Origin of the sequence: Salibacterium aidingense DSM 18341 (assembly GCF_000429685.1) — a bacterium.
Classification (GTDB): Bacteria; Bacillota; Bacilli; order Bacillales; family Marinococcaceae; genus Salibacterium; species Salibacterium aidingense.
The window spans coordinates 42,636-67,266 of the sequence record NZ_AUCI01000018.1; the positions used below are offsets into that span (position 1 = coordinate 42,636).

Annotated in this window: 21 protein-coding genes; 11 read left to right on the top strand and 10 right to left on the bottom strand. The window is 43.9% G+C overall.

Going from position 1 to position 24,631, the window contains the following annotated elements; translation table 11 throughout:
- Positions 1 to 7: 7 nt before the first annotated feature.
- The 3 genes from G475_RS0116260 to G475_RS25395 are packed head-to-tail and all read right to left on the bottom strand — an operon-like array spanning position 8 to position 4,782.
- Positions 8 to 1,438 (bottom strand): glycosyltransferase family 2 protein, encoded by a 1,431-nt coding sequence (locus G475_RS0116260; RefSeq protein ID WP_026702183.1) that lies wholly within the window; start codon positions 1,436 to 1,438, stop codon positions 8 to 10.
- 15 nt (positions 1,439 to 1,453) lie between these two features.
- Complete coding sequence (locus tag G475_RS0116265; protein WP_026702184.1) at positions 1,454 to 2,620, bottom strand: HEAT repeat domain-containing protein; 1,167 nt, start codon at positions 2,618 to 2,620, stop codon at positions 1,454 to 1,456.
- Between the two features lie 17 nt (positions 2,621 to 2,637).
- Positions 2,638 to 4,782, bottom strand: a complete 2,145-nt coding sequence (locus G475_RS25395; RefSeq protein ID WP_051302611.1) for a hypothetical protein — start codon at positions 4,780 to 4,782, stop codon at positions 2,638 to 2,640.
- Positions 4,783 to 5,163: 381 nt separating this feature from the next.
- On the opposite strand from G475_RS25395, the gene G475_RS0116280 reads away from it, so the two are divergent.
- Positions 5,164 to 6,852 carry a hypothetical protein gene (locus G475_RS0116280; RefSeq protein ID WP_026702185.1) on the top strand — a complete coding sequence of 563 codons (1,689 nt, stop codon included), beginning with the start codon at positions 5,164 to 5,166 and terminating at the stop codon, positions 6,850 to 6,852.
- A gap of 344 nt (positions 6,853 to 7,196) precedes the next feature.
- On the opposite strand, the gene G475_RS0116290 is transcribed toward G475_RS0116280, so the two are convergent.
- The 4 genes from G475_RS0116290 to G475_RS0116305 form a co-directional block, all read right to left on the bottom strand.
- Positions 7,197 to 7,859, bottom strand: coding sequence for a response regulator transcription factor (locus tag G475_RS0116290; RefSeq protein ID WP_026702187.1), 663 nt, complete (start codon positions 7,857 to 7,859; stop codon positions 7,197 to 7,199).
- 13 nt (positions 7,860 to 7,872) lie between these two features.
- Positions 7,873 to 10,212, bottom strand: coding sequence for an ATP-binding protein (locus G475_RS0116295; RefSeq protein WP_169728532.1), 2,340 nt, complete (start codon positions 10,210 to 10,212; stop codon positions 7,873 to 7,875).
- Between the two features lie 162 nt (positions 10,213 to 10,374).
- Entirely contained in the window at positions 10,375 to 10,548 is a 174-nt protein-coding gene (gene comX, locus G475_RS27320; RefSeq protein WP_156911753.1) for a competence pheromone ComX, read from the bottom strand.
- 27 nt (positions 10,549 to 10,575) lie between these two features.
- The gene (locus tag G475_RS0116305; RefSeq protein WP_026702189.1) at positions 10,576 to 11,520 is read right to left on the bottom strand and encodes a polyprenyl synthetase family protein; all 945 of its coding nucleotides are present in this window, start codon (positions 11,518 to 11,520) and stop codon (positions 10,576 to 10,578) included.
- 672 nt (positions 11,521 to 12,192) lie between these two features.
- Between G475_RS0116305 and hpaI the strand changes: the two genes are divergently transcribed.
- The 4 genes from hpaI (at position 12,193) to G475_RS0116325 (ending at position 16,098) form a co-directional block, all read left to right on the top strand.
- Positions 12,193 to 13,113: a 2,4-dihydroxyhept-2-ene-1,7-dioic acid aldolase gene (hpaI, locus tag G475_RS0116310; RefSeq protein ID WP_026702190.1), complete on the top strand. Its 921-nt coding sequence runs from the start codon at positions 12,193 to 12,195 to the stop codon at positions 13,111 to 13,113.
- A 63-nt stretch (positions 13,114 to 13,176) separates the two neighbouring features.
- Positions 13,177 to 14,274: a TRAP transporter substrate-binding protein gene (locus G475_RS0116315; RefSeq protein ID WP_233275801.1), complete on the top strand. Its 1,098-nt coding sequence runs from the start codon at positions 13,177 to 13,179 to the stop codon at positions 14,272 to 14,274.
- A gap of 13 nt (positions 14,275 to 14,287) precedes the next feature.
- Positions 14,288 to 14,791 (top strand): TRAP transporter small permease, encoded by a 504-nt coding sequence (locus G475_RS25400; RefSeq protein ID WP_051302614.1) that lies wholly within the window; start codon positions 14,288 to 14,290, stop codon positions 14,789 to 14,791.
- Positions 14,788 to 16,098: a TRAP transporter large permease gene (locus G475_RS0116325; RefSeq protein WP_026702192.1), complete on the top strand. Its 1,311-nt coding sequence runs from the start codon at positions 14,788 to 14,790 to the stop codon at positions 16,096 to 16,098. The genes G475_RS25400 and G475_RS0116325 overlap by 4 nt, the downstream gene beginning before the upstream one ends.
- Positions 16,099 to 16,238: 140 nt before the next feature.
- Here G475_RS0116325 and G475_RS0116335 read toward each other — a convergent pair whose 3' ends face one another.
- The 3 genes from G475_RS0116335 to G475_RS0116345 form a co-directional block, all read right to left on the bottom strand.
- The gene (locus G475_RS0116335) at positions 16,239 to 16,874 is read right to left on the bottom strand and encodes an NAD(P)-dependent oxidoreductase (RefSeq protein WP_026702193.1); all 636 of its coding nucleotides are present in this window, start codon (positions 16,872 to 16,874) and stop codon (positions 16,239 to 16,241) included.
- Positions 16,875 to 16,944: 70 nt separating this feature from the next.
- The gene (locus tag G475_RS0116340) at positions 16,945 to 17,355 is read right to left on the bottom strand and encodes an Rrf2 family transcriptional regulator (RefSeq protein ID WP_026702194.1); all 411 of its coding nucleotides are present in this window, start codon (positions 17,353 to 17,355) and stop codon (positions 16,945 to 16,947) included.
- A 96-nt stretch (positions 17,356 to 17,451) separates the two neighbouring features.
- On the bottom strand, positions 17,452 to 18,387 hold the full coding sequence (locus G475_RS0116345) for a formylglycine-generating enzyme family protein (RefSeq protein ID WP_026702195.1): 936 nt from the start codon (positions 18,385 to 18,387) through the stop codon (positions 17,452 to 17,454).
- A 151-nt stretch (positions 18,388 to 18,538) separates the two neighbouring features.
- Between G475_RS0116345 and G475_RS0116350 the strand changes: the two genes are divergently transcribed.
- The 6 genes from G475_RS0116350 to G475_RS0116375 all read left to right on the top strand — a co-directional run.
- Entirely contained in the window at positions 18,539 to 19,309 is a 771-nt protein-coding gene (locus tag G475_RS0116350; RefSeq protein WP_026702196.1) for a GntR family transcriptional regulator, read from the top strand.
- Positions 19,310 to 19,483: 174 nt separating this feature from the next.
- Positions 19,484 to 21,106 carry an arylsulfatase gene (locus G475_RS0116355; RefSeq protein ID WP_026702197.1) on the top strand — a complete coding sequence of 541 codons (1,623 nt, stop codon included), beginning with the start codon at positions 19,484 to 19,486 and terminating at the stop codon, positions 21,104 to 21,106.
- A gap of 38 nt (positions 21,107 to 21,144) precedes the next feature.
- Positions 21,145 to 22,290, top strand: a complete 1,146-nt coding sequence (locus G475_RS0116360) for a TRAP transporter substrate-binding protein (RefSeq protein ID WP_026702198.1) — start codon at positions 21,145 to 21,147, stop codon at positions 22,288 to 22,290.
- A gap of 72 nt (positions 22,291 to 22,362) precedes the next feature.
- Positions 22,363 to 22,884 (top strand): TRAP transporter small permease, encoded by a 522-nt coding sequence (locus G475_RS0116365; RefSeq protein ID WP_026702199.1) that lies wholly within the window; start codon positions 22,363 to 22,365, stop codon positions 22,882 to 22,884.
- Positions 22,885 to 22,886: 2 nt separating this feature from the next.
- A complete protein-coding gene (locus tag G475_RS0116370) occupies positions 22,887 to 24,173 on the top strand; it encodes a TRAP transporter large permease (protein ID WP_026702200.1) in 1,287 nt (428 codons plus the stop codon).
- 192 nt (positions 24,174 to 24,365) lie between these two features.
- A partial coding sequence (locus G475_RS0116375; protein WP_026702201.1) for a transposase occupies positions 24,366 to 24,631 on the top strand: 266 nt, incomplete at its 3' end.

The following is a 24,631-nucleotide window of genomic DNA, read 5'->3' on the forward strand; positions in this document are numbered from 1 at the left end:
CTTAGTGTTATGCAGCTTCTTCTTTCTCCTCATCCTCATTCCAGCTGGTTCTAGTCATCGTTCCCCATGAATTGTTTTTGCGGAAAAATTGAATGTGTCCCATAAATCTCCATAGGATGCCAAGCTGCCGGTATCCAAAGAACATTAAAATGGTATAGAGTACCATCTTGAAGTAATCCCTGATCCTTGGGAAGCGCCGGAATGCCAATTCTTCGATCAATAAAGAACCCAATCCAAGCAACGTTCCATACAGTACATTAATGAGCATGAAGACGGCTACGATCTTCCATCCAGTCATATCTATCAAACTATAGCCAACAAGAGCTAGAAAACCAGTGATTCTAAAATAGGGGCTTAATGTTTCAAATATGATGTTGTAAGGGATGGTGAGCCAGCCCATTACTTTATATCTGGGACGCATAAACATACGCGTTCCTAATTCCAGCATATTTTTTAAATTGCCTCTGCCCCAGCGTTTTCGCTGACTACCAAGGATCTTGAAAGTGTCAGGTGCCTGCGTCCAGCATACGGCATCCGGGCAGAAGTCGATTTGATAAGGAAGGTTATGATCCAGCATGTATCGGTGCAGTTTGATAATAATATTCATGTCTTCGCCGGGGTACCCACCGCGATAACCCCCGACTTTGATAATGTAGTCTTTTCTGAAAACGCCAAAAGCTCCGGATACGATGATTAACCCATTAATATCACTCCAGCCGATTCTGCCTCCCAGAAAGGCTTTTATATATTCCACGGTTTGAAGCATAGGTAATAATTTTTTGGGAAGTCTGACTTTCTGCACCATCCCGTTGGAAATTCTGCATCCGTTGGCAATTCTGACATTTCCCCCGATGGCTACATATTCCTCCGGGTTCTCCATATACTTTCTCGCAATTCGAATCAAAGCATCGTTTTCCAGCAGCGAATCCGCATCAATAGATGAAACAAGCGAGTAGTGGGAGAAGTTAATCCCAGCGTTCAAGGAATCCGCTTTTCCGCCATTTTCTTTATCAATGAGGTAAAGGTTAGGAAATTCAGGATTATAATAGACTCCTCTCACCTCTGCTGTAGACAGTGTGTTCTGCTCTACGGGGGTAGGCTTATAATAATTTAAGCGGAATTCATCTATTAAAACTTTTGATGTGTTATCTCCGGATCCGTCGTTAACTACAATCACTTCGTGGGCGGGATAATGCAGAGCCAGCAGCGACTGGACGTTTTCTTTAATAGTCAGCTCTTCATTAAATGCCGGTACGAGAATGGAGATAGGCGGCATGTGTTTAGAGCCTGAAAGAAATTCATATTTGGAATAGAATGTTTCCTTCATAATCCGGGTTATTTTTCTGAAGGAAAACATGATAATTCCAAAATAAATGGTATTAATCACAATCACGTAATACATGGCAAATATCCCATAAACTAGCAGAAAATCTCTCACTATCGTTCCTTCTTTCTATAGAGCCTTGGTCAATTCATGATTTTTTCCAAAGTATTTCTGATAAATAAATACATTGTGGTTGTATTCCGTAATATCATTGACTTGAGAAAAGCCATGGATGGTTTGTTTTAACTTCTCATGAATATATTCTTCAGCTGGTTCTTTTCCTTGTTCGCCGTGGAGTCCGGCGGCTATCTCGCAGAGAATTTCAAATCCTTGCTCTCCCAATCGCGCCAGGCTTTTTGCACTGGTACGGGCAACAATCCAATGAGATTCCTGCATTCGTTCTTTTAATAGTTCCGTATATTGGACAAGCCCGGCATAACCAATCCAATCGGCAAACAGATTACGAATCTCCCAATCTGGAGATTGGAGATAGTGGTGGATGTCCTTTTCCGTTAAGTCCATAGCAGCCATACGTAGTTGTAAGGCAAGAATCTTCGTTTCCTTATCCTCCGACTGGACAAAGGATTGAACAATTTCCGGCAGCTCTTGATCTACCTGGTCCTGAAGTCCAATCAGCCCGATTTTATTTAGTTTCGGGTGAGTTTCATAAAGAAAGTCGACGTACACCGGCCTTATATCTAAAGAAGATTCTTTAGAGATGTCTGCAATCAAATGGAGATGCTGTTTTCCATTGTTCACAAGATATTGAATGAGATGTTTTATTTCCTCCGGGTTTTCTGAGGTTTGAGCTATCGAGCGGGCGATGATATAAACGGAAGAATCAAAATTACTGCGATGTAACATAGAGATTAATTGAGATGTCGCCCCATGGTCTCGAAGGATTCCGAGGTGGTACGCAGCATCAAGACGAACCATGGACCATGGGCTTTGCAGCCGCTTTTTGTTATATTGATTCAATCCAATGTCTTCGCATAACGTAAGCAGTTTTTCTCGGTGAACTCCTTTCAACCGCTCGACCCATGGCAATAATGTATTTTGCAGCACCTTCTTTTCAAAAGGGGACAGTGTTTTTACAGGCGGTCTCAAAATGGCCTGATTATCTAATTGAACCTGAAGATAATGAAGATAGCTATGGAAATCAGCCAGGCACTTTTCTTCTTTTTTAGCGCTTATTTTCTTACTCACCTTGATACTTAACGTAAGAAACATAAAGATTATCATTAGGATGAGTAAGATTGCTATCATCCAATAAGCAGCCTGCAAGTTAATAAACAAAGGTGATCCCTCCCTCCTTAATCTTCGATGTTCTTGAAGACGTCTTGCACGATATAGTAGCTTTGTTTCAACTGTTCATCATATTCTACCTGCTGCCAGTCCGCCCAGTCATAAAGCGGATAGTCTTGTACGGAAATAGGGGAGGATTGATTTTCTAATCCGTGCACCGTATCTGAATTATCAACGGTCCATGGAACGAACCGGATCCCTTTAGTATTTTCAGCAGGCATTTGCTGCGCTGTGTCTTTTACAGGGCCGTAACTCACCACCTCCTTGGTACTGGGATCTGTGAAACCAAGCAACGCCCACGGAATTTTCATTTCAACGACTTTGCCTTGATAGGCCCAGGAAGCCCGGGAATTCGGAGAGGAAGAGGCCTGTTCCATGCTGCCCGCCGACACTTCCTTAAAGGGGAGGACTTCATTGGACTCAGGAAGTTCCAGCTCATGACTCACGGCAAGCTGCCAGGGGTTCATGGTATCCTCTTGAACATCGCCGGCCTTGCTGCCGTACAACCTCTGATGAACATCATAGCTTGGGGCGATTAGAATCCCGCTCTCGGTTTCTTCTCCCAGCCGAACCACGGTCTCCAATCCTTCATCCAAACGTCTTCCCTGTAGAAAATCTGGATCTTCGATTCCTCCGGCAATGGTATGGGCACCAAGATAGAAGGTGTCAGTTGACAAATCGGTTGATTCGGGAAGACGGGCAGCAGCATAGATATATCCTTCGTCTTTGGTTACCATCAAATCCGTCAGGGGAGTGGAAAGCCTTTCGATTTCGCTCTCCTCCAAGCTTTCCCAATCTTCCACTGATCCATCTATAGTGAGCTCCTCATGTTTACTTGGATACATTCCCAGCAGACCGTAGGACGTTTCTGCCGATAACGCATTGAACCAGTAAGGCTGCCGTCCTGGATTTTCGAAAGGCATCGTATTCCAGGTTTTTTTGAACCACTCATCCTGCCATGTAAAAACGATAGCGCCGGCATAATCTTCCTGATGGATATGCTGCAGCATATCAGCGTTGTGTTGTCCCTGTTCTGTTTCCGTGTGGCCTCCCTGATCCCTGCCAAGCGGCCCCGGGTGGGCGTTCCCGCGGGAAGAAGGAACCCCGAACTCTGTGATCATTACCGGCATATCCTGATGATAGTTTTTAAGCTCCTGCAGGTAGCCCTTATATGTATCAATTTGCCCCTCCTCATTTTTGACATCATCATACTTATCCGTGATTCTTAAGAAATCCGGGTAATAAGGATAAGCGTGAAAAGAAGCAAAATAACCGGCTTCTCCCCTTTTTCTTTGAATATTCGTCGCATCAACACTCACGGCATCCTCCATCGCGAGCGGCTCCTTTGGATGAGTAAGTGGGTCCGTCGTTATCCAATTAGTAAAGGTGACCGGGTGCTGCCAGCCTGTTTTTTTCTCATTTTCAGCTGTGTAATTCATAAGTTCAGCCAGCCAGCTTTCAAATGCTGAAGCGTCCGGAGAAGTTTGAAAAAAACTGCCGTCGAAATCCGTATTGTTGTGCTGCTTATTTGTATTTTCCACCACCTCAGGATCCCACTCTGTCCCAAGATGCCAGGCTGCCAGGTAAGGGCTGGCATCTGCAGAATATTTTCCGCTGGCTTTTCCATCTTCAGGCGGCAGGACGGCGTCTCCGTTAATGGCATCAATCGCGCGGGATATTTCTTCTTTGAATTGCTTGGTTACTTCATTGGATTTGGCGTCCTTTGTCTCCGCTAGTTTGTTCACCGGTGACCAAACTCCCTGCATAAAGTAGAGTGGGTTGTCCGGATTGTTTTGATTGTGCTCTACTAAAGCTTCGTAAAATTCTGGTTCGTGAATGGTATAAATTCGAATCGTATTAGCACCCAATTGTTGAATGCTATCGAACCAGCGAAGGTAATCTTCTTTTTTGATGGAGAGCTCCCCCGGAAAATGTCCAGGTAACGCTGCTCCTAAATTAACTCCTTTTACAAAAAAGGGATCCCAGCTGTTTTTCTCGTAAATTTCGAGCTGATTTTCATTGGTCCGGAATTTAATTTGAGATCCATCATCCATTTGTTTGCTTTCTGCCTCTTTCAAGGTTTCAGATGATTCACACCCTCCAAGTACTAGAAGCAAAAGGAGTATTCGAAGCGCGAAACCATTTCCATTCATCCTTCCGACCCCCTCCTTACAGCATCTATTTTTGCCTTAATGAAAACTACTTTCCTTGTTGAAAATTGTTGAAAATTTAAGGTCTCCATGATTAAATAGTGTTGTGCTTTGTCCTCCACGTTTTTAACGCTAACATGAGGGGTTTCCTTCTTCATCGAAAACTGTATTTCGGAGGTGCGAATTTTTCTTTCGGGACCCCCGGGTCATGCTTCGACAGAAAGCATTGTTTTTGTTTGGCGAATGATTAGGCCAAGACGCTGAAAGCCGTATGACTGCTGGAGAATATCAATGTCGAAAAATCCGCAGGGAGTATTGCGGAACCCCCTGGAAACCCCCGGGCTATTACCCGGGAAATGTAGTAAAAAAATGGGAGGATTAGAAATGAAGAAAAAGTTATTATTCTTTCTGCTTACTGTCACTGCCTTTTTATTTCTAACAGGATTTTCTGATTCCGAAGAGTCCAAAAAGGCAATGTGGGTAGAGAACACAGATTTAAGTGAAAACAGAGAATCGATTCTGACAAAAGCAGAGGAAAATGATGTCAACGTATTGTATGTGAAGATGGAGGAAGAAACCTCTTCAGCTGCTTATTCCGATCTTATTCGTGGAGCAGATGAAAAGGAAATCGAAGTTCATGCTTTGGGAGGAGAGCCTGCATGGGCTCTGGCGGAAAACGAGCAGCAAATCCTTGATTTTATAGAACGGGTAAATAACTATAATGAAGGGGCGGCAGAAGAAGAGAAATTTCAAGGCATACACTTTAAAATACAGCCCCAGTATCTTCCGGAATGGTATGAAGATAAAAGTACTGTCTTAAAGGAATGGAAAGATAATCTGAGCACGGCGTTGGATACCTTTTCGGAAGATACCCCGCTCGAAATTAGCAGTTCCATCCCTTTCTGGTTAGATGAAATGGACACGCCTGGCGAGACGGACACTCCCTTTAGTACATGGCTGATTCGTCATTTTGATCATACGACGATTCTGGCCTACCGTGATACATTGGAAGGTCCTAACGGCATTGTTAGTCTCACAGAAAATGAATTTGAAGCAGCTGATAGCTTAAATAAACAAATTTTAGTTGGAGTCACCATGGCGGATACGGGCCAGGATCACACCACTTTTTTTGAAGAAGGGACAGCGGACATGGATATGCACCTTAACCTGGTGGATAAACACCTTGGGGCGTATGATTCCTATAAAGGAACGGCGGTAGATGATTTTTCAAGCATGGAACAACAGGAAGACCAGGCTTCTGCGCCGCCGGAAGAAAATAAAAGCTATCGGGGGACCTATATCTGGGAAGCGGAGACACTGATCAACGAAAAAGACAGTATTATTGAATTTGCCAAGGAGAAAAATATTAATCTTCTGTATACACGCTTGGATCTGACCCGTCCTCACAGTGCTTATTCAGACTTCGTGGAAAAGGCAAATGCCGAGGGTATTGAAGTGCACGCCATGGGAGGCCATCCTTCCTGGGCCCTGAAAGAAGAAGAGTCCCGGATGCTCGACCTCGTGGATTATGTGAAAACGTATAATGATTCGGTGGAGGAGGGTCAGAAGTTTTCGGGGATTCATCTCGATATCGAACCGTATACCCAACCATCATGGGCAGAAAACCAACAGGATATTCTTTCTCAATGGATGGATAATATCGAGTTATTTGTGAACGAAACCAAGCGCGAATCCAATTTGGAAGCCAGTATGGATCTTGCTATGTGGTTTGATAATACAGAAACGCCGGGTCAACCTGATACTCCTTTTAACGAATGGGTCATCGACAAAATGGATCATACCTCTGTGATGGCGTTTCGAGATAAGGCGGAAGGATCCGGAGGTATTCTGGATATGGCCCAAAATGAAGTGGACTATGCGGAAAGTATCGACAAAGACGTTATTATTTCGGTGGAGATGAAAGAAAATAAAGCGAATCCCCACATTTCCTTTCATGACGAAGGAGAAGCTGTCATGGAGGAAGAGCTCGACCTTGTAGATGAGGAGTTACAATCCTATTCCTCCTACCAGGGCTATATTGTTCATGCTTACCGATATTGGAAAAACCAATAAACAATATGGAAGGACATGGCGGATCCGTTCTCTCGGCGAATGCCACGCGCAACGCAAAGTATGAGGGGGCAGCCACCGTTATTGCAGATAGTGGAAAGGCTATCCTTCATAGAAACAGGAGGACATTTATTCCGCTATTTCCTCGATTTTTCTCATTTTGGAGGGGGCATCGGACATTTATTCCGTTATGTCCCCTTTTTAGCGTAAAAAAAGCAGCCCAGAGCCCGAATAGCGGAACAAATGTCCGCCAAGGCTGCCATAGACCGCATATTCTGCCATATAACGGAACAAATGTCCGCGAGGCATTCTTAAAACCCAGCGCATCTCCTCCAACGGCAGTTATTTTATTCTGCTTCATCCGGAATAATTCCCCATTGTTTTGATTTCAAGACGGCTTCGGCTCTTGTTTTCACCTGAAGTTTTTTAAAAATATCCGTCAAATTATATTCAATGGTACGGGGGCTGTTGTAAAAAATACTGGCAATTTCTTTGTTGCTTTTCCCTTTTGCGACTTCGGTGAGAATTTCCTGTTCCTTGGAATTAATGGATATCTCATGTCCGGCTTCGATGGGGGAGGGTTCAGTTTCTTCTACCCGCACCTCCATTTTTCGTAATTGCCGGAGTAAGGAAACCGGTACAACGGCTTTCCCATCTACAGCATAGCGGATGGCCTGAATAAGTTCCTCTCTGGTCGATGTTTTACTGATGAAACCAGATATTCCTGCTTCCATGAGGCTGTTAAAATACGGTCCTACCTCATGGCCGGTATAAATTAAAACAGGGGCCTCCCGTTCCATCCCACGAACATGTTTCGTTAACTCAATCCCATTCATTCCTTTCATGCGTAAATCAAATAACATGAGAGAAAAGTCATCCCGATGAAGAATGTCGATGGCTTTTCCTGGACTATCGACAATGGTCACTTCCATATCTTCTTCTTTCTCAATCATTAGTTTTGACCCTTCTCCTACGGCTGGATGATCATCGACTAATAAAATGCTGATCATGGCGGTCCCTCCATTACATTACTTCAAAATAATTTGTGAATTCCTGCTGCGATGGAAATAGAATAACAACTTCCAGCCCCGATCCTTCCGGGGAAAGAATCTCGATGGTTCCATGAATACTGTTGACACGCTGTCGAATACCAGCCATTCCCATCTTTTGGGTGGATTGAGGCTCCCCCTTCGACGAAAGGCCGACGCCGTCGTCCTTGTAGGTCATAATAAACTGGTCTCCTTCATTTCTCACTTCGATATCTACATTCCGGGCTCTGGAATGCTTTGCTGCATTATTTAACAGCTCCTGAACAATTCGATAGAGTGCCAGGCCCTGTTCATCACTAAGAATAGAATTAAAATCACAAGATTTAAAATGAATTTCAAAACGTTCCCTCGTCTGATAATGTTCAATCAAATAGGAAAGGGCTTCTGCTATACCGGTATCCTTTAAAAAGGGGGGACGTAATAATGTGCATGTTTCCCGGACTTGATCCACCACTCCAAGCAGCCCTTCCCGCAGTTCTGATAACTGCCTTTTTAACGAATCAGAAAGCTGCTCCTGGGTAAGCATCTCCTCTACTTTTCGATACCAGATTAACTGTTCTTGCAGCGCGGAATCATGTAAATCATAGGAAAGCCGGGCCCGTTCTTTTTCAGACAGCCTAAACAACAGTCTTAACATCCAGGAAGGCATGGCGTGGCCATTATAAAGGGAGTGATTCAATTCTTCGGTAACGTCTTCGAGCAGCTGGAAATTTTCATAGACAATACTTGTATAGTGAACAAGTACTTTTATCCAATGCTGCTCATCCTGATTAAACGGGGTATGATTCACTTTCTGTTCAATCCATAAAATTTGGATAGAATCATGCTGCACACTAATAACGGAGCATAAACCGTCTTCAATTAAGAATTGGGAACCGATAGTAAGCAGAGACTGGTGATGCATTAAGTACATTTCTATTAAGTATTTAGGATACTCCTCCTCTCCTGAGGATAAGCGTGCCATACCTTCCTGTTTGGAAAATGTGATAATGGAGGTATGGTGAACCGGAAGCACCTCTTTCACCTCTCGGATCAATCTTTCGTTTAACTCGTCTTTCTTCAAGATTTTTGCTATGTCATAGGAGAAGCGGTCCAGACTGATTTCATAGTTATGTTGACTTTTGAACAGGGCCCGGATATTCAGTTTATCTTCTAAATAGAAAAATAAGATAAACGATCCGTAAGTGAGAATGATAAACCTCGCCCATTGAATATACGTTAAATTTGTAAAAAACACAGCCAGCCCGATAACCAACCCTGTCAGGATCAACGATTTAAACGCATAGTAACGCAGCCGGCTGTTGATAAAATCAATATCAAACACTTTATTCGTTAACACGAAATACAGGAAAAATACCGGCAGCACTGTGAGGAAAGCTGCTGTAACCGATGCTGGCAGCAGTTTTATACCAAACAGGGTACCTGGCAGAGCCGTCAGAAAGATAAATGGAAAAAAGGATACAATGATGCTGAATATAGTATTTTGAAATATCGTTTTATGGATCGTTTTACGAAATTTTAAATAATAGTAAATAAGGACGCAAAATCCAAACAACATCTCAGCCGAAAACAGGAGCAGCTGGGCATTACGAATCCATCCATATATACCGCCGAAAAATACAAAGTTGGACAGCCCATCAAGGACAACGACAATTATATTAACAGTATAAACGATCACAAGTACTTTCCATTGGATCAGCTGGATACGATACTTTAAAAAATACTGAAAATGAAAGTGTAAAAATAAAGCAGGGACCATCATGAGTGAAAAGCTGTTCACGATGCGGGCAAACGCGTCCAGCCTTGCAGAAGCTCCTGCACTTAAATAGCCGAACCCTACTGCTGACAGGAAAGCAATGAGAAATAAGGCAATGGGTTCTCCGCGTTTTTTCCAGTAGATATACAGGGAAAAACCTAACAGTATTAAAAACACACCCAGTGGCAGCAGCGTGTGGTACAAAAGGGTATTAAAATTTAGTGGAATCTGCACCTTATATTCGAGTTGATTTCCGTCCCGGAGCACTTTCATTTGTTCTAATCTGCCAATGACTTCATACTGCTGAATGGAAGAAAAAGAAGCGGGATCCTGCCCGTTTACTTCTACGACAATATCTCCCGTCTGAATATTTCGCTGTGCGGCCCAACCTATTGGGTTTACATTTGTAACTTCCCACTGATCCCCGTTCTTTTTCTTGACGTCCAGGCCTACGTAGGTTTCACTGGTGGTTATGTAAACGAGATAAACAGCGGTGAAAGCGGTAAGTATTAAAAAAAAACCAATCGGAAGCGTGTAATATTGAGCATACTTATTCATTCCCCCACGTATTGCTGCTTTCTTTTCAACTTCTAATCCGTGTAAAAAAACCAGAGGAACTCTGGCTTTTTTACACGAACAGGAAAGATACATTTCCAATTTTACAAGAAAAACATCGGCAGCCGCCGGTTGACGGCTTGCCGGGTTTTCCGATTATTTATATTATTTCCAGTAAGATTTATTGACGTTAATTCCCTGAAATTCCTTATCTGTCAAGACATCCACAACGGCAGCTTTTTCTGTTTCCGATATGCCGGCTGCCTTCAGTTTATCCTCTTTTAACTGCTCCAGGAGATGAGGCTTTTCTGCTAATTGTTCCACTACTTTTTTTAACATGATAATCCTCCTTACGTTTTAATGAGCTCACACTTGTTCTATATACTCTTGCATACGGCTTTTCCAACCTTGACTTACCTGAAGTTCATTCATTTTATCGATAGCTTTTCTTTGATAGACACGTTTCAGCACACGCATGTATAAGAGGACGGAAGACTGATGAATCCATTGGAACAGGGATTCCTCCCTCTCTACCATAAACGCTTGATCTACGTTTTTCGCATAATAATCCTGAATCCACTGGGCTTGTTCACTGTTTTCCTTGGAAAGAAGCATGATAGGCAGTGTCCATTGTTTCTGCAGCAAATCATTCTTTGTATCCATACGCAGAAGCCCGTCTATGTCATTGGCTAATTGGGCTGTCACCCCAAGACTTTCCGAATATTCCTGAATAATAGCCAGTTCATCACGCGTGGATTGGCAGAGGATGGCCCCGATAAGAGTGGAACAGGCCATCAAGGATCCGGACTTGTATTTAATCATCCGTAAAAAATCGTCCTCTGTCTGATAGAGATGATTGAGATCTTGATGCTGGCCTTTTACTGCCTGTAAAACTTGTTGATAAAGGTGCTGAAGGGCGGATGACTTCAAATTGTCACCATAAGGAGCTTGTTTTAGGACAAGCGTGCTTAACGTTAAAAAACCTGTGGATAAATTCATGGAAGTAGAAAATGGAAAAGTAGACCAGGGTTTTTCTGTGTCATCTTGATCCTGCAGGTCATCGAGTATGTCCAAAGCTAAAATTAAGAACTCTACTGCCGCAGACACATGGAACATCCCATGACTCTTTTCACATTTGTCGATGTGATAATGCAGCTGTGTTAATTCTGAGAATAAAAAACCTTCCTTCATCTTATACATGATGAACAGGGCGGCCTTTTCTCGGAGATCATGATCATCCAAATGCGTATTCACCATCTCTAGCATCACATCTGTTGTTTGGCGAAAAGAATAATTTGGAATTTTTTCCATAAATCACTTCCCTTTCAATAATATGTGTACTTCATAATTCGGGTTTAGCTTATCATAAGTAGGAAAAGTGGGAAATGGGAAGATAGTATTGCGCAGATAGTTAAATTACTTTGTCTATACAAGTGTTAACATTCTTTTAGGATGAAGTAGAATTTTACAGTTATTTTTGTTTTATTGTAATATTTCATAAAATTATAAATGCAGCTGGATTGCGGGAAAATTTACCAGATAGACAGGCATAGTGCTGCACCATTTATTCAAAAACTTTTCTCATTTTGATTAAACTTTACATCAAATTTTAATTAATTGTAATACTGCATTTTCTTTATATTAATAAAAATAGGGTAACCGGGACGGATTCAAATTTCGTAAAAAGGTAGTAAAACATTATATATTTTTTACCAAAATGTGGGACATAAGTAAGGTTTCTTTCTTGAAACAAAGAAAGAAAAACTATGTGAAATTTTTATAAATTCTTGTTTATTTTTTTGATAAATCGTTCCCTATTTTAGCCCGGGAACGGTCGATTTTAATCGAAAGAATCCCATTCCTACGGTTTTCCAACCTTAATAAAGAATATTTATACTTGTAATAATATATGAAAATATATATAATAAAATATAAATCATATGAAAGCGATTTAAAAATTTTGTAGGAGTAGGAGGAATTGTAATGGCGGTAAAGGTTGAAGAAGTCAAAGCTAGGTTAAGAGGTTCAATGGCCCCGGTGGTTACACCATTTAAAACAGATCATGATGTCGATTATGAAAAGCTTTCTGAACTAATTGAATTTCAGCTGGAAAATGGCAGCCACGCAATCTCCGTAACAGGTACGTCCGGAGAGCCTAGTTCTTTGACTGTAGAGGAACGGGAAAAAGTGATGGAAACGGCCGTTAAAACGGTAAACGGGTGGGTCCCGGTGGCTCCAGGCACCGGTTCCACCAATCATGCTGAAACGATGCGTTTAACGAAAAGCGCTGAAGAACTGGGAGCCGACGCTGCACTTGTTATTGTGCCTTATTATAATAAGCCCAATCAGGAGGCTTTGTATAAGCATTTTAAAACAGTAGCGGATTCGGTGGAGATTCCTATTATTATCTACAATATTCCGGGTCGCACCGCGCAGAATCTGCATGTTTCTACGCTGGCGCGTCTGAACGAAGCCTGTCCGAATATTGTGGGAGTGAAAGAATCCAATAAGGACTTTGAACATGTCAATCGCGTCTTACTTAACTGCGGCAGGGACTTTTTGCTGTTCTCCGGTATTGAACTGCTCTGCTACCCGATGCTTGCGATAGGCGGAGCCGGTTCAATCAGTGCCACCGCCAATGTGCTGCCGGCCAAAGTCGCTGAACTGCATGATGCCTGGTTTGAAGGAGATGTGGAAAAGGCCCAGCGTCTGCATTATGAATTGATGCCATTAAATGATGTGTTATTTAAAGATACTAATCCCGCCCCGGTAAAAGCAGCACTTGGGATGATGGGGAAAATTGAGCCGGAGTTACGGCTCCCGATGGATGTTCCTTCTCAAACTCTTCAGGAAGAAATTCGCAAAACTCTCCAAGAGTATGGTATTGGACTGCAGCATGTGTAATGGACGGGGGCTTTGCTCCCTTTTTCAGAAAAATAGGAAAGCGTTTTAAGGGGGAAAATGAAAGTGAAAAGAAGGAATCTCTGGTTGATATCTTTGTTATTGCTGATAGGTATGACAGTACTCGCTTCCTGTTCGGAGGACACCGGCGGAAGCGAGTCCTCGGCAGAAGAAGGGGAGGCAGACACTGTGGAAGATTCGGGGAATGCAGAAGGTTCCGGAGAATCCCGGGAGCTGGCCTTTTCTCACTTATTTCCAAATAATCATGTAATGGAAACGGATGTTGTTCAAGTTTTTGCAGATGAGGTGCAGGAAGCCACAAATGGAGAAGTTCAAGTGGAATCATATCCTGGTGCCCAGCTGGCGGCTCCGGACGGTCAATACGAAGCAGCAGCCACGGGAGTTGCAGATATGGGCTTTAGTGTTCACAGCTATAATCCGGGCCAATTCCCGCTGACTTCTGTGATGGAACTGCCTTTTATGGAGGAGACGGGAACCGAAGGATCGCAAGTACTGTGGGATTTATATGAGGAATTTCCGGAACTTCAGGATGAATATTCCGATGTGGTGCCATTATGGTTATCTACCTCCGAAGCTGGTCAGATTTTCACTGTCGGCGAACAGGTGAAAAGCGTGGAAGACTTAGAAGGAATGAGAATCCGTTCCCCGTCTCCGGAAGTAAACGCGTGGCTGGAGGAAATGGGAGCTACACCTGTTTCCATGTCTATGAACGAAGTCTATGAAGCGCTGGAACGAGGAGTTGTAGACGGAACGGTTGGTCCGATTCATACTTTATTAGACTATAGTCTTCAAGAAGTAATCGATTATGTCACGGTAGGCGATTTCTATATGACAACATTTTTTGGCGTAATGAATCAGGAAAGTTATGATTCCTTAAGCGAAGAGCAGCGGCAGGCAGTCGATGAAATAAGGGGAGAGCACATGTCACAGGTAGCCGGTGAGGCGATTGACGCTCGTTCCGAGGAAGCTGTCCAGGCCGCTGAAGAAGCAGGAGCGGAATTTTATGAACTAAGTGAGGAAGAATTACAAGAATGGAAAGAAAAGATGCAGCCAACCATTGACGCCTGGATTCAGGACAAAGAGGACAGCGGTCTTCCTGGACAGGACGTGTATGATAAAGCAGTAGAATTAAGCTCAAAGTAATGGGGTTACAAAGATGAAACCATTTCTGAGAAAAATAGATGAAGGCATAGACATCCTAAGTACAATTCTGCACCATATTGCAAATGCAGTCTTATGTTTCATCATGGTATTAATAAGCTTTGACGTAATCGGCCGGTATTTTTTCAACCAGCCGATTACAGGTTCTTTTGAGTTAACAGAGCTGGGTTCGGCCATATTAGTATTTTTTACGTTTGCGATTGCTCATAAATATAAAGAACATATTGCCATAGGATTTCTGGTGGATAAATTCCCGGATAAAATGAAAAGTGTTATAGAGGGCGCCATCGAACTCCTGGTTTTCGTAGTTATCTTTCTCATGAGCTGGCAGATTTATAATGATGCCGTCCGGATGATGGGACGGGGGACGACCACAAGTGATTTGGGCCTTCCTGTTTATCCTTTCATTATGTTGATAGGAGCAGGCTCCTTCTTATTTGGGTTAATGGCTCTAGCAAGCAGTGTTAAACATTTTGCCAGGGTGGTGCATAAGCAATGAGTCCAGAGTTAATAGGAATTCTTGGTGTTCTCGCCCTGCTGTTATTATTTTTAGTAAAAGTACCTGTCAGTATTGCTCTGATTATTGTGGGGACGGCTGGCTTTAGTCTGGTGAGGAGCTTAGATACCGGCCTTGTACAACTAGGCAGTACTCCGTTTGGAACGGCCTCTTCCTACTCACTGAGTGTTATCCCATTATTTATTTTTATGGGAATGGTCCTTTCCTACAGCGGGTTTGGTCAGGATTTATTCCGGGCGGTGGACTCGTGGATTGGACATGTCCGAGGCGGCATGGCCCTGACAACCATCGGGACGAGTGCTATTTTTTCATCCATTTCCGGGTCCGTGAATGCCACCACCGCTGCCATGGCTCGTATCACCCTTCCTGAGATGAGCCGGTACAAATACAGTCCAACCCTGTCCACTGCTTGTGTCGCAGCAGGCGGGACTCTTGGAATATTGATACCGCCAAGCGTTATTTTAATTCTATACGGAATTCTTACAATGGAGCCGATCGGACAGCTGCTGGTTGCCGGGATTATCCCTGGGATTCTACAGATGCTGTTGTTTATGATAGTGATTTTTCTGTGGGTGAAAAAAAATCCCGATGCCGGTCCGCCCTCTGTTAAATCATCTTGGAAAGAAAAATTCCAATCTCTATCAAAAGTATGGCCGTTTGTGCTGCTCTTTATATTGACGATCGGCGGTATATACTTAGGAATATTTACACCGACAGAAGCAGGCGCGATGGGAGCATTTGGGGCATTAATACTTGCTGTACTAACGAGAAGGCTGAATTGGAAAAAATTCGTTCACGCTCTCAGTGAGACCACCCGATTATCAGCGATGATCTTTTTAATATTAATCGGAGCTGATATTTTCAGTCAGTTTTTATCCATCAGCCGCATTCCTGCAGAGGTAACAATGTTTGTAAATGAATTGAGCTGGTCCCCGATGATGATTATGGCAGCCATCTTGATTGTCTACTTTGTGTTGGGACTATTTCTGGAAGGTATTGCGATATTAGTGCTCACCCTGCCTGTCATTCATCCGCTTGTGACCCAATTAGGATTTGACGGGGTTTGGTTTGGGGTTATTATGGTAATGGTTATGAATATTGGGCTGATTACACCACCACTTGGTATCAGCATTTATATTATCAGCGGAGTAATGAAAGATATACCGATCGAAAGAATATTTAAAGGAGTCACCCCGATGCTTGCTGCGATGATCGCAGCGGTAGTCCTGTTTACTGCTTTTCCCGAACTTATTACATTCCTCCCTGATTATATGAGAGGAGGAAATTAGAGCTGATTAAGGGACAAAATCACTGGCAGGCGGAGCAACGTCACCGCCTGCCACGCCGTCCCTTCTTCCATCTTCTCATTATGGAGAGGGGCTGCCCTTTTTGAGCAACCCCTCTTTCTGCGTAATAAAAGGTACTCCATTTATTTACTTTCACCGACAATCGTAAACCGTTCGTTGATATGTTCTTTGTTCTCTATTTCATCCAGTACGGCAATGGCATAATCAGCGTAACTGATGTAGCTGTTCCCTTCGGAATTAGTAATAAGGTGATCTTTGCCTTTCTGATAAGTGCCGGTACGTCCTCCCTCATAGTCAAACTCAACCGCCGGGCTGAGGAAGGTCCAGGTCAGGTCCGCAGCGTTCTGGAGCTGGGCGAGCGCTTTTGCCATGCCGCCGGCCATAGGTTTAATGGCATCAGGAAAATCAGGGGTATCGATCACCTGAGTGGTTTTGTCTTCATCCACATACAGACTTGCCGCACCTCCCACCACAAACAGACGCGTATTGGTGCCTTGAAGGGCCTTTGTTAGTACCCGGGCAGCATCAATATGAGGCTGTCCCTGATCTGGACTGGTTCCAAAGGCATTGACGACCACGTCAAAATTGGATAGATCCTCCTTTGTCAGGTCAAAGATATCTTTTTCGATAACCGGAACGTCATGCTGCAGTTTCGTGCGGTTCCGGACAATCGCTGTCACCTCATGGCCGCGTTCCTGCGCTTCTTTTAAAATAAGATCCCCTGCTTTGCCTGTTGCGCCAATAATACCGATATTCATTAGAATTCCTCCTCTGATGATGAAATTTGTAACTTTATTTGTTACAGGGAGCGGGTGAAAAAACACCTTTTCAGGCAAAAAGGTGTTCCATTGTTTCTGCCAGCGTCTGCCGGGCGAGTTCGTTCTTCATGGCCTGTTCCGCCCGCTCAAAGCTTGCATTCAGCGTCCGCTGGATGTTTTGGCCGATCGGGCAGCCGGGGTTCGGTCCGCTATGAATGGAAAATAGATTCTCTTCCGCAAATATCGCTTCATACACCTCGAGCAGGGTGATAGCTTCCGGCGGTTTGGCAAGTAAAGCTCCTGGTATGCCGGGAGCTGATTCAATCAGTCCGGCTTTGCGGAGCAGGCTGGACAGGCGGCGGATGACCACAGGATTCGTCTGGACACTGCCTGCAATGTACTCGGATGTCACCCGTTCGCGCGGATGTGACGCGAGTAAAGATAATATGTGAATGGCCACACTGAGCCGGCTGTTAATCATGATGCCCACCACGCTTTGTAACGAATTTAGTTACATTTATAATGATAGCATAATAGATAAACGCGGCGTAGTCAATTTATCAATGCAGAGACGGGGTCAACTCGTTACACACCGGAAGCCCATATTACCGGTAGAGCTGTCGGGGGTATTCGAACTTCTTGCGGCTACCCGATAACGATTGCAGTATGAATGGTGACATAAGTAGGAGCCTCCCCGTATAACCCTGGAAGTTTCGGTGTGCGGCTGCCAGTTTTGTTGGAACACATCGCTGCACCACTCCCATACATTGCCGGAAACGTTATATAACCCAAAAGCATTGGGATAAAAAGCATCTACAGGCGCTGTCCCCATATACCCATCCCGTCCTTCGTTTTCTGTCGGAAAGGCGCCCTGCCATATATTACAGTAATGTTGGCCATGCGGGTGAAGCTCATCGCCCCATGGATATTTTTTTTGAGTTAATCCGCCTCGTGCGGCGTATTCCCACTCGACCTCGGTCGGAAGCCGCTTTCCGGCCCATCTGCAATAGGCGAGAGCATCGTTAAAGGAAACATGGACCACGGGATGGTTCATTCGTTCGGATATATCGGATCCTTTTCCTTCCGGTGCATACCAATAAGCATCTTTGACTGGAAGCCACCAGGGAGTTTCCGGGAGATTGGCGTTTAATATCTCCACTTTTTTCCGATGGACAAACTGATAAAAAACAAACGACCATTGAAACTCTTCGGCTTCCGTCGTGTACCCTGTCTCTTCTACGAATCGGGAAAAATCTGCGTTTGTGACGGCGAAGGGGTCTATATAGAAAGAATCTATAGTTTTCTCCCGTACCGGACCTTCCCCATCCGCCGGAAACCCTTCTTTATCATTGGTGCCCATCAAAAAGGAACCTCCAGGGATGAATACCATCCCTGTTTTATCTGCCTGTTTGGCTTGAATATTTCCATGTACCGGTTCTATCTCTGTTTTTTCATTATTTGGCGGACGGGATGTGGAACAGCAGGGACTTGGACTGCGATATTCGTTGGTCATGCAGATACCTCCGTGGGACATATTTCATTGGAAACGCATACAAAAAGCTAAAAAAATATATTGACGAATGTATATAAAAATTATAACATTAATACAAATCATAATACAAATATTGTTTTTAGCCTTATTCGTTGTATTAGGGGGAAGACCAATGCCCAAAAAAACACCCACTTCTTCTCACCGTTCCGTAGACTTTGAAAGCGGAATTCCTCTGCATCTGCAGGTGAGAGAAATCATAAGAGAGGAAGCACTGGAAGGAAAACTCATCGATGAAAATGGAAAAATGCCTACTGAATCTGAGCTGACAGAAAGATTCAACGTCAGCCGGGTGACGGTACGAAACGCCTTGCAGACCTTGGTCAAAGAGGGCATGTTGATAAGAGAAAGAGGACGCGGCACGTTTTTGAAAACCAATCAGGCGGAAAACTGGGTTGGGCGTTTAATGGGTTTTACAGAGACGATCCGGGAAGCTGGATACAAACCAGATGCAAGAATCCTGGAAAAGGGAATGACAGAAGATTTAACAGAACAAATGAAAAATGACCTGAAGTTTCCTTCAGCCTGGGCTCTAAAAAGGCTGCGTTATGCCGATGACATTCCCATTGCTATAGAGCATGCCTTTTTCCCGCCAAATATAGGGTGGAAACTCGATCAAGAAGATCTGACTTCGATTGCGATGTATCGTTTTTTTGAAGAAACATTGGGAATGCCGCTGAAAGAAGCCCGGCAGGCTATTAGTGCCGTTAACGCCAGTGAATATGAAGCTGAATACCTAAATGTTCAGCAGAATCAAGCACTGTTGTATATTGAAAGACTATCGTTCACGGAAGATAAAACACCAGCTGAATTTCTGAGGGCAGTCTACCGTCCTGAGTATTTTCAATATATGGTACAACTCTCGAGAAAAGTATCCTTTTGGTAACGGGAGGAAGAAAGAGGTTTTTTGCCTCCCTCTTATTTGAAATTTGAAAGCGCAACCACTTATTCCTTTATTCTGTATATTGCTAATATTCGAACTTTATGTGGGAGGTGATGCTTATTCATTTTTACAAAGAAATCACGAGTGTAGGGAAAACCATAAAGGAGGTATCCATGGATGACAAATAAACCAAATGTACTTTTGATTCTAAACGATGATATGGGGTATTCCGATATCGGCTGTTATGGCGGGGAGGTGAACACTCCCAATCTGGATGAACTGGCAGAGAATGGCTTGAGAATGTCACAGTTTTATAATACCGCCAGATGCAGTCCATCGAGAGCTTCTCTGTTGACAGGGCTTCACCCGCACCAAACCGGAATTGGGATATTAACGTATGACACAGGGCCGGAAGGATACGCGGGAGATTTAAATAATGAGTGTGTCACGATGGCCGAGGTATTAAAAGATAATGGATATAAAACGTATTTGAGTGGAAAGTGGCATATCGCAAGCAGTCTGAACGAACCTTCAGATGCCTGGCCGCTGCAGCGGGGATTTGACCATTTTTATGGGACGATTATTGGGGCAGGAAGTTTTTATGACCCAAATACATTAACACGGGGAAACGAGAATATAGAACATGAACCAAAAGAAGACAAAGACTTTTTTTACACCGATGCGATCAGTGATCAAGCGGCGGAGTATATAAAGGAGCATACCAAAAATAATCCGGACACTCCATTTTTTCAGTATGTGGCTTATACGGCGCCGCATTGGCCGCTTCATGCTCACGAGGAAGATATTGAAACGTACAAAGGCCGCTTTGATGAAGGGTGGGATAAACTGAGAGAAGAACGGATGCAGCGCCTGAAAGACCTTGGGCTTATTGATTCGTCCTGGGAGTTGTCAGCCAGGGATCCCTCTCAGCCGGAATGGAAGCAGGCGGAAAATAAAGAATGGCTGCTTCGCTGTATGGAAGTGTATGCTGCACAAATTGACAGGATGGATCAGGGGATCGGACGAATTATAGATTCGTTGAAAGAAACAAACCAGCTGGAGAATACCGTTATCATTTTTCTTTCTGACAATGGAGCCTGTGCCGAAGATATACCGGATCATGTCACTGCAGAAGAATTGGTAGACCAGCTGCAAATTGCTAAAAGATATACCCGGAGCGGGGAAGAAGTCATGTTCGGGAATGATCCTGAAATAATGCCCGGCCCTGAAAATACGTATCAAAGTTATGGGCAGGCGTGGGCGAACCTATCCAATTCTCCGTTTCGTTTATATAAACACTGGGTGCATGAAGGAGGAATTGCGACCCCATTTATTGTTCATTGGCCGGAAGGTATTGAAGAAAAAGGATCCCTCCGGCATACGCCGGCTCACCTGCCGGATGTGATGGCCACCATTATTGATATGACCGGTGCCGAGTATCCGGGAACTAGAAAGGGGGAGCCTGTTCTTCCATTGGAAGGCCAGAGTATGATGCCGATTTTTCTTCAGGACAGTTGGGACGTAAAACCCCTTTGCTGGGAACATGAAGGAAATGCCGCAATACGCATAGGAAAGTGGAAACTAGTAAGAGATTATCCGGGAGACTGGGAATTGTATGACATGGAAAAGGACCGCACGGAATTACATGATCTGGCAGATCAATATCCAGATAAGGTCAAAGAGATGAGTGCTGAATATGAAAAATGGGCCGAGCGTTGTCGCGTAGTCCCGAGGGAAAAAATCTTAGAGCTGATGAGAGAAAAAGGGGCGGCCGCTTTTTGGGAGGAAGAAGATCTCTAATTTGAAAAGCTCGCTAAAAACAAAAGGGGGAAGATGTGATGAAAGGAAAAACGGTATTTTTTCTGCTGGTGATAGTTCTGACTTCTGGATTGATCATGGCATGTGGTTTGGATACGACAGAAGAAGCTCCTTCTTCTGAAGAAAATGCTGGTTCCAATGAGGAAGGTGCTACAGAAGAAGAAACAGCAGATAACACGAATCAGGAAGCTGAGTATACGTTTGAGATGGCTAACGTTCTGCCGGAAGATGATGTCACCGGTCATGGGTTAAACAAATTCGCAGAAATTGTAGAAGAGAAATCAGAAGGAACCATTGAAATTCAAATCAGTCACGGCGGCCAGCTGGGTTCTGGAGTGGAAACTTTTGAAGCAGTTCAGAATGGGAATTTGGATTTTGCGGCGGACTCCTTTGCAAATCTGGCTACTATAACAGATGCTTTTGAAATTTTTCACCTGCCATTTTTATTTGAATCCAGGGATCAGGCATTAAGCGCGATGAATAGTGAAGCCGTTCAGGAAAGAGTGAATGAGGATTTGTCAGATACCGATTTAAAATGGTTTTCCACGATGGAAATTGGAGGACCGAGAGAAATCGGGACTTCTGATAAAAAAGTGGAATCCGTCGAGGATTTAAACGGGATGACATTCCGAGCTTCCAGGTCTCCGCTTGAGATTGCGGCTCAGGAAGCGTGGGGCGCCCAGGGACAGACGGTAGACTGGCCGGAAACCCCGGAATCCGTCAGATTAGGGATGGTCGATGGATTAACTGTACCTTATGCGAGCTTTTATTCTGCAGATTTTCATAAAGGCGAGCTCATCAACTATATGGCTGATGTGAACTTTCAGTGGTACTCTCTGGTAACGGTCGTTAACGATGAGATGTGGCAGGAGCTGCCGGAAGATGTTCGAAGCATATTGAATGAATCGATAGAGGAAGCTGAAGAGTGGCATGTCGATTTCGTAGCGGATTATATTACAGAAAATATTCAGGAAATGAAAGAGGCCGGAGTTGAAATATATTCCTGGGATGAAGCCGATTACGAAGAATTGAAAGAAGTCACCAAAGAAGAGGTCTGGGATGAATTTGTTGGGGAACCGGGCATTTCCCAGGAGAAACTTGACCTTATTCAAGAAGAAATGGGTCCTGTTGGTGACGGAGGATGGGGCTATGAAGTTTCTGAATAAACATCAGGAAGCAAGAGAGGACGCAGCGGCAGCCGGTTTCCGCTGCGTCAGCATATAAGGTGGTGACCCCTGGTGAATAACCAAACAATGATGGCACGATTGCAAAAAGCAGATCATATACTGGCTCTTTCTATAAAAATAATATGTGTAACATTATTGGCAGTAATCGTTCTTTCTATTTCAGCTTCTATTTTTACGAGATTCGTCGTTTTCAGTCCATTAAATTTTGCCAATGCGCTGTCCAAGTATTTAATGATGTGGATGGCTTTTCTTGGGGCAGGTCTTGCCATTAGAGAGGGCGAGCATATTGTCGTTGATATTCTGCTGCGGAAATTAAAAGGAAAAAACAGAACGAGACTGCTCTTATTTATTAACACCCTGGTTTCCGTTTTTCTCCTTCTTATTGTGTATTATGGTTACTTGTATGCATTAAGCGGTATAGATTCGAGTGATCCTTTTGTATTTGGCATCAATATGATGATTCCTTATCTTTCCGTGCCTGTCGGAGCTCTTTATATGCTGATTCAATTAAATATTACGACCCTCCTTCAACTGTGGGGGGAACAGCATCATGAACAGAGAGGAGGGGTATAATCATGAGTGTGTTGATTATTTATGTTCTCATTTTTTTGGTGCTCATTGCCATTAGTATGCCGATTGCTTTTTCTCTTGGTATTTCGTCCGTGGCTGCTTTTATGATGACGGAGCGGTCTTTGGAGCTGTTGGCGCAGCGGTTATGGACCGGCCTGGACGCGTTTACGCTTGTGGCGATCCCCCTCTTTATTTTAACAGGCGAACTCATGGGAAGCTCGGGAATTTTGAAGCGGCTGTTGGACTTTGCCAGATTAATGGTGGGACGGATTAAAGGCGGCTTGTTATACATTAATGTGTTAGTGAGTATGTTATTTGGAGGCGTTAATGGCTCGGCAGTGGCAGATACCAGTGCGGTAGGTTCTATGTTAATTCCTGCAACAAAGAAGGAATACAATGATCCTGAATTAACAGCATCTGTTACGTCCGTCAGCTCCATCGTCGGACCGATTATTCCGCCTAGCCTCCCGATGCTGATTTATGCTTTTGCTGCTTCGAATGTGCCGGTTGCCGCATTGTTCCTGGCTGGAATTGTTCCGGGAATTATCGTAGGCCTTGCCCTCCTTCTGGTGACATTTTTTATTATACGACGGAAGGATTACACCAGATATGAAAAAAGATATAAGCCGGGAGATATATTTAAAATACTGCTTTGGTTCCTGGTAGCAGCGATCCTTCCGTTTATTATGGTGGCCGGTATCGTAGGCGGCATTATGACGCCCACGGAGTCTGGCTGCATAGGTATAATTTACGCTCTTCTCGTCGGATTTTTCATAACCAGGGAGCTGACATTCTCTGCGGTGTATAAATCGATGGTAAGAACGGTGGTTATTACAGCGATCGTGATGATTATGGTTTCGATCGGTAATGTTTCCACCTGGTGGTTATCCGTGGAAGACTATCCGAATATGATCAGCTCTATGTTTGAGAACTTCACGGAAAACCCCTATATATTCCTGCTGTTGATGGTTCTGCTCTATTTATTTGTCGGGCTGTTTATCGAGCAGGCGGCAGCTATGATCATGCTCGTTCCGATTTTTGCCCCGCTCGCTGCGAGCTATGGCATCCAGCCGGAGCATTTCGGAATCGTTACCTGCCTGGCCCTTGCTATCGGTTTGATTACCCCGCCGGTCGGTTTATGCCTGTTTGTATCAAGCAGTATTGCTAAAGTTCCGATAGAACGTGTGTTTAAGGCGTCCACTCCCTATCTCATTACGATGGCGCTTGTGTTAATCTTCGTCACGTATTTTCCAAAATTGTATTTATGGGTTCCCTCGTTATTTGGTTATTGAAAAAGACCCTGTAAAAAAAAGTGGACCAGCTGCATTTTGCAGCTGGTCCTGTTGCATCATTGGACAATTATTCCGTTATTTACATTTTTAAACCTATTTTGAGGCATTGAGCGGACATATTAAATTTAGAATAAAAAGTGGACACCTTCTTCATGGACATGGCATGATAAAACCAACAAGGAGGGTTCCCCCATGGGTGAACAGCGTCAACAGTACAGCGAAGCTTTTAAAAAGGACACGGTCCGTTATGTCCAGCAGCACAAACAACAGAAAAACATCACCGACATTGCCGAGGACTTACAGATTCCTCGAAGCGCGTTGTATGAATGGATGAAGCAATACCGCGAATTTGACGACGAACCGGTTGTCGACCACCAACACGTCAAAGACCTGGAACGCCAGTTGAAAGCCAAAGAAAAGGAACTGGCGGATAAAGAAGAAGAACTGGCGATTTTAAA